Annotated in this window: 11 protein-coding genes; 8 read left to right on the top strand and 3 right to left on the bottom strand. The window is 74.6% G+C overall.

What is annotated here, in order from left to right; translation table 11 throughout:
- Window position 1: 1 nt before the first annotated feature.
- The 6 genes from ACZ7HT_RS17135 (at window position 2) to ACZ7HT_RS17110 (ending at window position 7,196) form a co-directional block, all read left to right on the top strand.
- Window positions 2-1,312, top strand: a complete 1,311-nt coding sequence (locus ACZ7HT_RS17135; protein WP_471166009.1) for an O-antigen ligase family protein — start codon at window positions 2-4, stop codon at window positions 1,310-1,312.
- A 538-nt stretch (window positions 1,313-1,850) separates the two neighbouring features.
- Window positions 1,851-3,518 carry a murein biosynthesis integral membrane protein MurJ gene (gene murJ, locus ACZ7HT_RS17130; protein ID WP_471166006.1) on the top strand — a complete coding sequence of 556 codons (1,668 nt, stop codon included), beginning with the start codon at window positions 1,851-1,853 and terminating at the stop codon, window positions 3,516-3,518.
- Window positions 3,418-4,233, top strand: a complete 816-nt coding sequence (locus tag ACZ7HT_RS17125) for a polysaccharide deacetylase family protein (RefSeq protein ID WP_471166003.1) — start codon at window positions 3,418-3,420, stop codon at window positions 4,231-4,233. Before murJ ends, ACZ7HT_RS17125 begins: the two co-directional genes overlap by 101 nt.
- A complete protein-coding gene (locus tag ACZ7HT_RS17120; protein ID WP_471166001.1) occupies window positions 4,230-5,363 on the top strand; it encodes a glycosyltransferase in 1,134 nt (377 codons plus the stop codon). The genes ACZ7HT_RS17125 and ACZ7HT_RS17120 overlap by 4 nt, the downstream gene beginning before the upstream one ends.
- A 13-nt stretch (window positions 5,364-5,376) precedes the next feature.
- Window positions 5,377-6,054 carry a YveK family protein gene (locus ACZ7HT_RS17115; RefSeq protein WP_471165999.1) on the top strand — a complete coding sequence of 226 codons (678 nt, stop codon included), beginning with the start codon at window positions 5,377-5,379 and terminating at the stop codon, window positions 6,052-6,054.
- Window positions 6,051-7,196, top strand: a complete 1,146-nt coding sequence (locus ACZ7HT_RS17110) for a GNAT family N-acetyltransferase (RefSeq protein ID WP_471165996.1) — start codon at window positions 6,051-6,053, stop codon at window positions 7,194-7,196. Before ACZ7HT_RS17115 ends, ACZ7HT_RS17110 begins: the two co-directional genes overlap by 4 nt.
- 30 nt (window positions 7,197-7,226) lie before the next feature.
- On the opposite strand, the gene ACZ7HT_RS17105 is transcribed toward ACZ7HT_RS17110, so the two are convergent.
- Complete coding sequence (locus ACZ7HT_RS17105) at window positions 7,227-8,732, bottom strand: glycoside hydrolase family 26 protein (RefSeq protein ID WP_471165994.1); 1,506 nt, start codon at window positions 8,730-8,732, stop codon at window positions 7,227-7,229.
- Between the two features lie 154 nt (window positions 8,733-8,886).
- Here ACZ7HT_RS17105 and ACZ7HT_RS17100 point away from each other — a divergent pair, with 154 nt between their 5' ends.
- Together ACZ7HT_RS17100 and ACZ7HT_RS17095 are read left to right on the top strand one after the other, a co-directional pair.
- Entirely contained in the window at window positions 8,887-10,197 is a 1,311-nt protein-coding gene (locus ACZ7HT_RS17100) for a carboxylate--amine ligase (RefSeq protein WP_471165991.1), read from the top strand.
- A 26-nt stretch (window positions 10,198-10,223) separates the two neighbouring features.
- Window positions 10,224-11,480, top strand: a complete 1,257-nt coding sequence (locus ACZ7HT_RS17095; protein WP_471166481.1) for a SidA/IucD/PvdA family monooxygenase — start codon at window positions 10,224-10,226, stop codon at window positions 11,478-11,480.
- Between the two features lie 67 nt (window positions 11,481-11,547).
- Here the strand turns inward: ACZ7HT_RS17095 and ACZ7HT_RS17090 are convergent, their stop codons facing one another.
- Window positions 11,548-11,781 carry a chaplin gene (locus ACZ7HT_RS17090; protein ID WP_471165989.1) on the bottom strand — a complete coding sequence of 78 codons (234 nt, stop codon included), beginning with the start codon at window positions 11,779-11,781 and terminating at the stop codon, window positions 11,548-11,550.
- Between the two features lie 176 nt (window positions 11,782-11,957).
- On the bottom strand, window positions 11,958-12,371 hold the full coding sequence (locus tag ACZ7HT_RS17085; protein ID WP_471165984.1) for a rodlin: 414 nt from the start codon (window positions 12,369-12,371) through the stop codon (window positions 11,958-11,960).
- Between the last annotated feature and the right edge of the window lie 66 nt (window positions 12,372-12,437).

Below are 12,437 nucleotides of genomic sequence, written 5' to 3'. Positions count from 1 at the left end.
GATGGCCACGGCCGTGACGGTGCCGCATTCCGGTGTGGACGTACGGGACTGGGCCCGCCGGGCCGGGGCGCTGTCCCCGGTCCTCGCCGTGATCGCGCTGCTGCTCGTCCCGGGCGGCGGCGGCGCGCAGGGCGGCACCGGCGGCACGGGGACGGTCGCGGACGCGGCCTCCGGGCTCCTGGTCCTGATCTGTCTCGTACGGGTGCTGCGCGGCGGGGCCCGGCCGCTGACCCGGACGGCGGCCGTCGTCCTCGGCCTGCCGGTGCTCGGGATCTGTCTGGCCGCGATCACCTCGAACGACCCGGCGGCGAGCCTGCCGGGCGTCGCCCGTTACGTGCAGGTCTTCGTCCTCGTCCCGGCGGCCGTGCTCCTGACGATCCGCGACCGGCGGGACTTCGCCGTGATCGCCTGGGGCCTGGTCTCGTTCGCGCTGCTCCAGGGAGCGGTCGGCGTCGTCCAGTACCTGACGGGCACGGGCGCCTCGTACCAGGGCGAGGACATCCGGGCCGTCGGCACCTTCGGCGCCACCGACGTGATGGGCATGGCGACGGTCGTGGCGTACGGCCTCGTCGTCGTCACCGGGATCGCGCTCGGCAGCGGTCCCGGCCGCGTCCGCACGGTCGCGATGGTCTGCGCGGCGCTCCTCTTCGTACCGCTCGTGCTGTCGTTCAGCCGGGGCGCGTGGATCGCGACCGTGGTCACCTGCGCGGTCCAGCTGCTGCTCGCCGGGGTGCAGCGGGCGGCCCGGGTGGCGCTCGCGGCGGCCGCGCTCGGCGTGGTCCTGGTCGGCGGCCTCGGGGTCGGTTCGACGATGGTGAAGGAGCGGGTCGGCAGCATCACGCAGGTGGCGGCCGCGCCGGACCAGTCGGTGACCGACCGGTACACGATGTGGGCGGCGGCCGGGCGGATGTGGCGCACGGAGCCGGTCACGGGCATCGGCCTCAAGGGCTTCCCCCAGTACCGCGACTCGAACGCCTCGCTCGCGCTGTCCTCCGGCAGCGACACCGCCGGCGCGGGCGCCGCGTTCGCACGCCAGCCGCTGCTGTCCCCGCACAACATGTACCTCCTGGTGCTGAGCGAGCAGGGCCTGGTGGGGCTGCTCGCCCTGGCCGGCAGCTGGGTGGCGCTGCTCGTCGGCGCGCTGCGGCGGCAGCGGCTCGGCGCGGACTGCGCGCTCGTCGCGACGGGCCTGCTCGCCTGGCAGCTCATCGACTTCTTCTACGCGGACATCGGCGGCCCGTCGACCGTCCTGATGTCGGTCGTGTTCGGTCTGGCGGCCTGGTGGTCGCTGGCGGAGGTGAGGCGTGCGTGACCCGTGGGCCGGGGAACCGGAGCCCACTGACGCGCCGTGGGCCCAGGGGCCCCGCCCCTCGCCCCGACCGCCCTGCGGCACCCCGCTGACCGACCCCTGGCCGACCTCGCCTCCGGGCCCCACGGACTCCCCGTGGGCCCCGGGGGCCGTCGTGCTGCCGGGGTCAGGGACGGCGGCGTCCGGGACCGACGCGCGAGCAGGTGGCGCGGCCGCCGCCGTGGCGGGCGCCCGGGCCGCCCGGGCCTCCCGGACCGTCACGACCGGCCGGCCGGGCCACGGCTCCGGGTCGGCGGATGCCGACCGGGCCGGGACCGGATCCGGCGGGGCCTCCCGGGACGCGCGGCTGGTCGCCGGGGCCCGATGGGTGCCGCGTCGGCCCGGCGGGGCTCCGGCCGGCGGGCCCGGGACTCCGGCCAGCGGGTCCCGGACTTCGGCCGCCGGGGCTCGGACTCCGGCGGCCGGGACCCGGACTTCGGTCGCCGGGGCCCGGACTTCGATCGCCCCGCCCCCCAGGCGGCGCGCCCACGCACGCGCGCGCGTGGCCCGCGAAGCCGCGCCCGGCGGCGGGTTCCTCGCGAAGGCGGCCGCCGTGACCGCGGGGCTCACCGCGGCCGGGGCGGTCCTCGGGCTCGTGCGGGACCAGATCATGGCCGGGTACTTCGGTGCCGGGGCCGGCACCGACGCGTTCCTGGTGGCGTGGACGGTGCCCGAGTTCGCCTCGACGCTGCTCATCGAGGACGCGATGGCGCTGATCCTGGTGCCCGCCTTCTCCCGCGCCCTGGCGCGCCGTTCGGCCGGACTGCCCGGTGATCCGGTGCGCGACCTCGTGCGCGGCACGCTCCCCCGGCTCGTCCTGACCCTGGGCATCGTCGCCGTCGTGCTGATCGTCGCCGCTCCGCTGCTCGTGGCCGCGCTCGCGCCGGGGCTGCCCGACCCGGCGCTCGCCGTCGACTGCACCCGGCTCACCGGGACGTGCGTGCTGTCCTTCTCCCTGGTGGGGTACTGCTCGGCGGCGCTGCGGGCACACGGGCGGTTCCTGCCGCCGGCCGCGATCTACGTCGCGTACAACGTGGGGATCATCGGCACGATCCTGGTCCTCCGCGAGCCGTTCGGGGTGCGGTCCGCCGCCGCCGGGGTCGCCGTCGGCGGGGTCCTGATGGTCCTCGTACAGGCGCCGTCGCTCCTGCGGGAGCTGAAGGCTCCCCGGCGGGCTCCTCAGCCGAACGAAGCACCCGCTTCCACCGGCGAGGGCCGCATCCTGGCCCTCGGGCTGATCGCGCCCGTCGTCGCGTTCTCGCTGTGCCGCCAGTCGCAGACCCTGATCGAGCGGTTCCTCGCCTCCCCGCTGCCCGCCGGCGCCATCTCGCATCTGAACTACGCGCAGAAGGTCGCGCAGATGCCGATGATCCTCTCCCTGATGCTGTGCACCGTCAGCTTCCCGGTGGTCGCCCGCGCGCTCGCGGCCGGCGACCCGGAGGCGGCCCGCCGCCGGGTCGAGCGGGACCTGCTGCTCGCCGCCGTCGTCGTGCTCGTCGGTACCTCGACGGTGATCGCCGCCGCCCCCCGGATCGTGGAACTGCTCTTCGAACGCGGCGAGTTCACCGGCGCCGACACGACCGCCACCGCCGCCGTCATGCGGGTGTACGCGCTCGGCCTGCTCGGCCAGACGATGGTCGGCGCCCTCGTCCGCTGCTACTTCTCCGCCGCCCGCCCGCTCTGGTACCCGGCCGCCGCCATGGCCGCCGGTCTCGCCACGACCGCCGCGGCCGGCGTCCCCGGCGCCCACTACTGGGGTGCGGTCGGCATCGCCGCCGCCAACGCCCTCGGCATCACCGTCAGCGCCGTCCTGCTGCTGCGGGGCGCGCACCGCCAGGCCGTCCCGATCCACGTCGGCCGGCTCGGCGAGGGACTGCTCCGGCTCGCCACCGCGGGCGCGTGGGCCACCGGCGCCGGCTGGCTCTGCCAGCTGGCGATCGGCTCCGCCGTCCTCGCCGTCGCCGCCGCCGGCCTGGTCGTCGCCGGCGTCTTCGTGCTCTTCATCGCCTGCGCCGCCAAGGCGCCCGACATCCCGCCCCTGTCCCGCTCCGCCTTCCGGAGGACCCCCCATGACCGCCGCCACCGCGCTGCGCCGTCCGCTGCCGAAGCCGCCTCTGTGGAAGCCACCCCTGTGGGTGGCGATGTACCACTCGATCACGGACACCGCTGACGATCCGTACCGGGTGACCGTCTCCCCCGTGCGCTTCGCCCGGCAGCTGCACTGGCTCGGCGACCGGGGGCTGCGCGGGGTGTCGGTGCGGGAGCTGCTCGACGCCACCGCCGCGGGCCGCGCCAAGGGGCTCGTCGGCCTGACCTTCGACGACGGGTACGCGGACTTCCTCGACTCGGCGCTGCCGCTGCTCCGGCGGCACGGTTTCACGGCGACGGTGTACGTCCTGCCGGGCCGTCTCGGCGGCGAGAACGGCTGGGACTCGGCCGGTCCGCGCAAGCCGCTGCTCGACGAGGACGGCATCCGGCGGATCGCCGACGCCGGCATGGAGGTCGGCTCGCACGGCCTGCGGCACGTCCCGCTGACCGAGGCCGACGACACGGCGCTCGCCGCCGAGACCCGGCACAGCCGCGAGCTCCTGGAGGAGATGACCGGCCGGCCGGTGGAGGGCTTCTGCTACCCGTACGGGCAGGTCGACCCGCGGGTGATCCGCGCCGTGCGCAAGGCCGGCTACCGCTACGGCTGCGCGATCGACCCCGGCCCGCACACCGGCACGTACGCCCTGCCCCGCGTCCACATCGGCGAGAACGACACCCCCTGGCGGCTCACGGCCAAGCGCGTCCTGCACCCGCTGCGCCGCCGCCACCCCGCCGATCTGCTGCCCGCCGCGTACGGCCCCTCCGCGCACGGCCCGGCCCCGGTCGGTGCGCCGTGAAGGTGCTGCACGTCATCACCGGTCTCGGCATCGGCGGCGCCGAGCAGCAGCTGCGGCTGCTGCTCCGCCATCTGCCGGTGGACGGCGGGGTGGTCACGCTCACCAACCCGGGCGCGGTCGCCGCCGGCATCGAGGCCGACGGGAGGCCCGTCATCCACCTCGGCATGGCGGGGAACCGTGACGTCGGGGCGCTGCCCCGGCTCGCCCGGATCGTCCGGCAGGGCCGCTACGACCTCGTGCACACGCATCTCTACCGGGCGTGCGTGTACGGCAGGACGGCGGCCCGGCTCGCCGGGGTCCGCCGGGTCATCGCCACCGAGCACTCCCTCGGCGAGACCCAGATCGAGGGCCGGCCGCTGTCCGCGGGCACCCGCGCGCTCTATCTGGCGTCCGAGCGGCTCGGCACCTCCACGGTCGCCGTCTCGCCGAGCGTGGCCCGCAGGCTCGCCGACTGGGGCGTGCCGCCGGAGCGGATCCGGGTGGTGCCGAACGGCATCGAGACCGGCCGGTTCGCCTTCGACGCGCGCGCCCGGCGCCTCACCCGGGGCGTGCTCGGCATCCCCGAGGACGCGTACGTCGTCGGCGGCGTCGGGCGGCTCACGCCCGGAAAGCGGTTCGACCGGCTCGTCCGGGCGGTGGCCTCGGTGCCGGAGGCGCGGCTGCTCCTCGTCGGCGAGGGCGAGCACCGCGAGGAGCTGCTGCGGGTCGCCCGGGAGTGCGGGGCGGCCGGCCGGGTCCTGCTCTTCGGGGCCTGCGAGGACCCGCCGACCCGCGGACCGCACGGGCCCACGCTGCCCGAACTCCTCGCCGCCATGGACGTCTTCGTGTCCACCTCCCCCGACGAGACCTTCGGGCTCGCGGTCGTCGAAGCCCTCGCGGCGGGCCTTCCCGTGCTGTACGTGGCCTGCCCGGCGATCGACGACCTGCCCCCGGACGCGGCACCGGGCGCGCGCCGGATCGGCGAGTCCGTACCCGAGCTGATCTCCGCGCTGCGCGGCATCCAAGGCGCCCGGCTCGCCCGGCTCCCGCAGCCGGCGGCCGCCCGCCGCTACGACATCGCGCACAGCGCACGGCAGTTGATGTCCCTCTACGACCAGGCCGTCCACGGCATCCCCTCCCCCGCGAAGTGAGAGAACCCGTCCGATGAACACCACCCCACCCCGCGCCCTCCTCCCCGCCGGTCTGCGGTCCCCCGGCCGCTGGGCGGTCCTGCCCGCCGCCGTCCTCGCCGGCGCGGTCCTCGGCGGCGGCTACGGAGCGCTGAAGACCCCGGAGTACGCGGCGACCAGTTACGTCATCGTCGTACCGGCCGAGAAGGCCGACCCGGCGGGGGCGCTCGGCTTCGCCCAGGCGTACGGGCGGGTCGCCACGGACATCGCGGTGACCGGCGACGCCCAGGTGTGGGCGGGCGTCACCGCGGACACCCTGCGGAAGAACGTGCAGGCGGCGACCTCCCCGGACGCGCCGATGATCTCGATCACCGCGCGCGCGGCGAAGCCCGCCCAGGCGGTCTCCATGGCCGACGGGGTGGCCCGCGCGCTCGTCCTGAACAGTTCGCACGTGGCGGGCAGCACGGGCGTGAAGGTCGTGCAGTTCTCCCGCGCGACCAAGCCCGTCGCGCCCGTCTCCCCCTCCGCGCCGCTGTCCGCGCTCGTCGGCGGCTGTGCGGGCGGCCTCCTCGGCGGCCTGGTCCTCCTGGTCCGCCCGAAGCGCCCCGCCGTGCGCGGCGAGGCCCGGCACTCCCGGCAGGCGACCGCCCCGGCCGGATCCGCCGCGGTGCCCGCCCCGGCGGCCGCCGCGCAGCAGGCGGAGGCGGTGTGAGCCCGAGAACCGCGATCGCCCCGAGCGGGCTGCGCAGCGAGATCTGCCGTGACGAGGAGGAGTTCGGGCGGCTTTCGGCCGAGTGGACGGCGCTGTACGGGCGCTGCTCCTCCGCCACCCCGTTCCAGTCCCACTCCTGGCTGCACTCCTGGTGGCTCTCGTACGGCCGTCCCGGTGCGCTGCGGGTGGTGCTCGTACGACGGGACGGCGGCGAACTCGTCGCCGCCGCGCCCCTGATGCGGGCCCGCGGGCCGCTGCCCGTCCTCACCCAGCTCGGCGGCGCCATCACCGACTTCACGGACGTCCTCCTCGACGACGGCTGCCCGGAGGCGGCGCCCGCCCTCGCCGCGGCGCTCGCGCGGGCCGCCCGCGGCGCGGTCCTCGACCTGCGGGAGGTCCGGCCCGGGGCGGCCAGCGAACGGGTCTTCGCCCACTGGCGCGGCCCGCGCCGCCGGCTGCCCGACTCGCTCTGCCTGGAGCTGCCCGCCGTCCCCATGGAGGGCCTCCTCGAACGGATCCCGTCCGGGAAGGCCCAGCGGGTCCGCGCCAAGCTGCGGAAACTCGACGCGCTCGGCATCGACGCGCACGTCGTGACCGGCGAGGAGGTCCCCGCCGCCCTCGACCGGCTCCTGAGGCTCCACCGACTCCAGTGGCAGGGGCGGGGAGTCACCGCCGAGCACACCAGCGAGCGGTTCGCCCAGCACCTCACCCGGGCCGTGCGGCCCATGGTCGAGCGCGGCGACGCGATGGTCACCGAGTTCCGGCTCGCCGGGGACGTGGTGGCCGCCGACCTCACCCTGATGTCCCCGCGGCTCGCGGGCGGTTATCTGTACGGCGCCGACCCCGCGCTGCGCGCCCGCAAGGTCGACGTGGCGACGATGCTGCTGCGGCACGGGGCCCGCGAGACCAGCGCGGGCGGGCGGGCCACGCTCAGCATGCTGCGGGGCAGCGAGTCGTACAAGCAGCACTGGCGTCCCGAACCCGTACGCAACCGCCGGCTGCTCCTCGCCGGGCGCGGTACGGCCCCGCTGCTGTGGCTGCGCGCGGGCGCGGCCGACGCCCGGCGCTGGGCGGCCCGGCAGGCGCGGGAGCGGGCCTGGGTGGGGCGGATGCTCGGCCGGGGCGGCGGTGACGGCGGATGAGCTCCGCCGCCACCGCCGCCATGAGGGGTGTCAGAAGGGCCAGACCTCCTTCAGGGTGTTCTGCCAGTCGAGGTCGGCCTCGTCCTTCCACTCGTCCTTGGGGACACAGAGGGACCCACCGAGCCACTGCTCCACCCACGAACCGAGGTCGACGGTCCAACATCCGGGCTCGGGCTCGGGCTTCGGCTCGGGCTTGGGTTCCGGCTTCGGTTCCGGCTTCGGCTCGGGCTTCGGTTCCGGCTTCGGCTCGGGCTTGGGTTCCGGCTTGGGTTCCGGCTTCGGTTCCGGCTTCGGCTCCGGCTTCGGCTCGGGCTTCGGCTCAGGCTTCGGCTCGGGCTTCGGCTCGGGCTTCGGCTCAGGCTTGGGCTCGGGCTTGGGCTCGGGCTTCGGCTCCGGCTTCGGCTCGGGCTTCGGCTCAGGCTTCGGCTCGGGCTTCGGCTCGGGCTTCGGCTCGGGGATCGTCGGGTCCGTCGGGTCCGTCGGATCGGTCGGGTCCGTCGGGTCCGTCGGGAGTTCCGGTTCCGTGCCGTACAGCGCCTGTCGGAACACCAGCGAGGACTGCGGATTGTCGTCGCACTGCCAGACGCCGTGCGGGCAGTAGTCGGTGATCGTGTGATACAGCGGCTTGTGCTGCTTCATCCAGTCCAGCATGCGCCGCATGTATTCCGGGTTGTCGCCGTTCCGGAAGAGCCCCCATTCGGGATAGGAGATCTGCTTTCCGTGCTCGGCGGCGAAATCGACCTGCTTCTGGAGGCCGTACGGTTCGCTGACGTGCCGGTCGAAACCGACGCCCGACGGCTGGTCGTACGAGTCCATGCCGATGATGTCGACGACGTCGTCGCCCGGGTAGCACTCGGTCCAGGGAATCGCGTCGAGGCCCCGGCTCGGGTTGAAGTCGAAGCGGAACTTCTGGCCCGGTACGGAACGCATCGCGGTGACGATCCGGTTCCAGTACTTCTTCCACGCGGTGGGGTCGGGGGCACAGCGGTGGCTGTAGGTGGTGCCGTTCATCTCCCAGCCGAGGACGATGACGGTGTCCAGGGCGCCCTGCTCGACGAGGTGCTCGGCGAGGGCCGTGAAGTGGTGGTCGTAGTAGCCGGCGGCGCCGAGCTGGAGCCGGCGGCGGACCTCGCGGTCGGAGAGGCGGGCCTCGTTGCGCTCCAGCATGGGCACGTTGAGGACGAACATGCGGTCGGTGCGGGAGTTGCGCCAGTCGGCCCAGGCTTCCAGGAAACCGGGCTGTCCCTCGATGTTCGACCAGAGGTCGCCCGGCAGGTAGGTGTGGCCGACGCGGAGTTCGTGGCCGCCGAGCCAGCGTTCGAGCTGCCCGATGCGGGTGACTCCCTGCCTGCCCGAGTCGAGGAAGGCGCCCATGGCGACGCCGGCGAGGGTCGGGCCGGGGTCCTTCGCCGCCGGGCCGGTCATGGATTCGGCTGCCTGGGCGGGGGCGGAGAGCAGGACCGAGCCCGAGGCGAGGAGGCCGGCGGTGAACACCCCCAGCCATGCTCTCGATCTTCTCCGGTATGCAGATGCCATGGCCGCTCCTTCGCGTACGCCATTTGATGCTCCGTCAATCCGATGTTCCGAAAGTATTCCTAATAAGCCGACCGTGAACTCGGCTTCCCTCTGCTCCGTAGTCCATTAGAGGATTTCATCGCCCAGTTGGGGCACCCGAGATGAAGGGCATGCCGTGCCGCCCAGTCAGCGTTTCGACACCAGCGTCCCCACCGTCCTTGTGCGGCTCGACCGGAATCCCTTCCATCACGGCACGCTCGGGGCCGCGCGCTCGCTGGGACGGGCGGGAATTCCGGTCCACGCCGTCATCGAATCGAGCACCAGTCCCGTCGCACATTCGCGCTATCTCCGCTCCGCCCGGGTGCGCCCCGGGACGGATTCCGGCGCGGAGCTGTCCGCCCTGCTGACCCGGATCGCGGACGAGGTCACCGACGACCCGTCACATCCCGTGCTCGCCGTGCCGCTGGACGACGTCAGCGCCCTCGCCCTGGCCCGCCACCGCCGCGGGCTCGTCCCCCGCTTCCTGCTGCCCGAGCAGACCGAGGAGCAGCTGCTGAACGTCGCGGACAAGGCGGAACTCGCCGAGACCTGCGCCGACCTGGGCCTGCCCCATCCGCGTACCGAGATCCCCGAGGGCGCCGACGAGGCCGCCGCCATGGCCTGGTCGCTCGGCCTCCCGGTGGTCGCGAAGTGGAGCCGGCCCTGGCTGCTCCCGGCCGGCGGCGGGCTGCGGAGCACCTCGATCGTGCGCTCCCTGGCCGAGGTGCGGGAGCTGTACGCCCGCACCCGGGAGGCCGGCAGCCGGCTGCTGCTCCAGGAGCTGCTCCCGGCGGGCCGGGACCTCGACTGGTTCTTCCACGGGTACGTGGACGCGGCGGGCCGCTGCCCGACCGGGGCGACCGGCCGCAAGGAGCGCTCCTGGCCGGACGGGGCCGGGCTCACCGCCTCCGGCCGCTGGACGGCGAACCCGACCGTCGAGCGGACGGCCCGCGACCTCCTCGACGCGCTGGGCTACCGGGGCGTGTGCGACCTGGACTTCCGGCTGAACCGGGCGACCGGCGCGTACCACCTGCTCGACTTCAACCCCCGGCCCGGCGCCCAGTTCCGGCTCTTCACCGACCCGGACGGCCTGGACGTGGTCCGGGCGCTGCACCTGGACCTCACCGGCCGCCCCGTACCGCCGCACTCCCCCGCGTACGGCCGCCGGTTCCTCGTCGAGAACTACGCGGCGCTGTCCCTGCTCGCCTCCCCGAGCCGCCGGTACGCCCCCGAGCCGGGCGCCGCGCGGGGGCGGACCGAGTGCGCCTGGTTCGCGGCCGACGATCCGGCGCCCGCGCTCGCCATGGGCGCCGCCTGGCTCGCGCACCTGCTGCGCAAGGCCCTCGCCGCGCTCCGCCGGGCGCTCGTGTCCCGCCGGAGGGGCCCGGCCGTCTCCGCCGCGCCGCCTCCGGCCCGTACCGCCGGCGATCAGCTCACCCCACGATGAACACGGAAGGCACGATGTCGACGTCGATGTACGACCTGGTGGTCGTCGGAGCCGGACCCTATGGCCTGTCCGTGGCCGCCCACGCCGCGGCCCACGGACTGAACCTCCGGATCTTCGGCCGGCCGATGGACTCCTGGCACGCCATGCCCTCCGGGATGTTCCTGAAGTCGGAGCCCTGGGCCTCCCACCTCTCCGATCCCGCGGGCTTATACGGCCTCGACGCCTACGCGGCGGCCAGGGGCGTCCGCGCCGGGCACGGCGTCCCCCTCCCGGTCGGTTTCTTCGCCGCGTACGGCGACTGGTTCGCCCGGCAGGCCGTGCCCGCGCTCGACGAGCGGCTCATCGCCTCGGTCGCACCGGCCGCCGGCGGCTTCGAGCTGCGCACCGAGGACGGCGAGGCCGTGCACGCGCGGACGGTGGCGCTGGCCGTCGGCGTCCTGCCGTTCCTGGAGATCCCCGAACCCCTGCGGGAACTGCCCCGGCGGTACGTCACCCACTCCAGCCACCACGGCGAGCTCGACGGCTTCGCGGGCCGGGACGTCACCGTCGTCGGCGCCGGACAGGCGGCCCTGGAGACCGCCACGCTCCTCATCGAACGGGGGGCCGCGGCCGTACGGATCGTCGCCCGCGCCGGCCGGCTGCACTGGAACACCCTGCCGCCGCCCCTCGACCGCGGCCCGTGGCCCTCGCTGCGCGCCCCGCACACGGGGCTCGGCTGCGGCTGGCGGAACAAGCTGTACGCGGACACCCCCGGGGCCTTCCGGCGCCTTCCGGCCGCCACCCGTGAGCGGATCCTCGACTCGGCGCTCGGCCCGGCGGGCGCCTGGTGGCTGCGCGAGCGGTTCGCGGCGGTCGGCGACGTCCGCCTGGGGCAGCGGGTCGCGTCGGCGGCGGTGACCGGGGACGGGCGGCTCCGGCTCGACGTGGCGGGACCGGACGGGACGACGGTCCTGGAGACGGACCACGTGATCGCGGCGACCGGCTTCACCCCGGGCCTGGACCGGGCCGGGGTCCTCTCCCCCGCGCTGCGCGGGTCGCTGCGCAGGGTCGGCGCGGGTGGCGCCCCCGAGGTCGGCGGCCTCTTCGAGTCCTCCTGGCCGGGCCTCTTCCTCGCCGGGCTGCTCACGGCCCCTTCGTACGGGCCGTCGATGCGGTTCGTGTTCGGCGCCGGGTACACGGCGGGACGCCTGGTGAAGGGGGTCCGGCGGCGGCTGCGGGCGGGCGCCGGGCGTGGCGTCCCCGGCCGGCCGCGTACGGACGGGAAGGCGCCGGTGCCGGCATGACGGAGGGCCGGCCCCGGGGAGCGGTGCTCTCCGGGACCGGCCCTCCGTGCCTGCGGGGCGCCGGGACTCAGGCGTTGATGCAGGTGTTGAAGGCGGCCGGGTTCAGCGCGCCGATGACGTTCACGCTGTTGCCGCAGACGTTGATCGGGACGTGGATCGGGACCTGCACGACGTTCCCGGAGAGGACGCCCGGCGAAAACGCGGCGACGCCGGTCGCGTCCGCGTCGGCGAAGGCGGGGGACGCCACACCCATGGCCATGACGATTCCGGCGATGACGGCCGCGGCCTTCTTACAGTTCATTGCGTCTGGATCCTTTCCTCGGCGGAATGAATTTCCGCTGCACACAACACAACGACCATGCCGCACTGAGGAAACCGGAATAACACCGACACCCTCTGTTTCACCCCATTGCCCGCATGGAAAAGGGCCGGCGGGAACGAGTTCGTTCCCGCCGGCCCTGTCGTGCGCGAGACGGATCAGCCGTTGTAGGCGCCGTTCCCGGAGAGGACCGGGATGTCCTCGACGAGGTGCGACAGCGGCTCGTCACCCTTGGCCTGGGTGGAGTTCTCCGCGCACTGCTGGTTCTGCGGGGAGGACAGGACGTTGACGTCCTGGACGGCGACCGGGACCAGGATGCCCACGACCGAACCGACGTTGCCCTTCACCGGAGCACCGAGGCAGAGCTTGTTCAGCGAGCCCTGGACGGCCGAGAACTGCGGGCTCATGTCGCCGTGGGTCGTGGAGTTGCCGAACGACTGGTGCGCGCCGTTGCCCGAGAGCGAGGTCGTGCCGCCGTCGTCGGCGATGGCGAGCGCCGGGGAGGCCGCCGCGGCAGAAGCGCCGAAGACAGAGGCCGTAAGGGCCGCGGCCGCCATGATCTTCTTGTTCACGGTGATTCCGTTCCTGTTCCCACCAATCGACCTGATTGATGCGACGGGATCAACTGCGGTCGCGGG

The organism is Streptomyces sp. NPDC037410, from assembly GCF_055602235.1.
Note: the sequence above shows the minus strand (reverse complement) of the source record. Positions and strands in the feature narration are given on the sequence as shown.

Coding starts and splice junctions, on each gene's coding strand:
- ACZ7HT_RS17135 (WP_471166009.1), top strand. CDS start 2: ATGGCCACGGCCGTGACGGTGCCGCATTCCGGTGTGGACGTACGGGAC.
- ACZ7HT_RS17125 (WP_471166003.1), top strand. CDS start 3,418: ATGACCGCCGCCACCGCGCTGCGCCGTCCGCTGCCGAAGCCGCCTCTG.
- ACZ7HT_RS17115 (WP_471165999.1), top strand. CDS start 5,377: ATGAACACCACCCCACCCCGCGCCCTCCTCCCCGCCGGTCTGCGGTCC.
- ACZ7HT_RS17105 (WP_471165994.1), bottom strand. CDS start 8,732: ATGGCATCTGCATACCGGAGAAGATCGAGAGCATGGCTGGGGGTGTTC.
- ACZ7HT_RS17095 (WP_471166481.1), top strand. CDS start 10,224: ATGTACGACCTGGTGGTCGTCGGAGCCGGACCCTATGGCCTGTCCGTG.
- ACZ7HT_RS17090 (WP_471165989.1), bottom strand. CDS start 11,781: ATGAACTGTAAGAAGGCCGCGGCCGTCATCGCCGGAATCGTCATGGCC.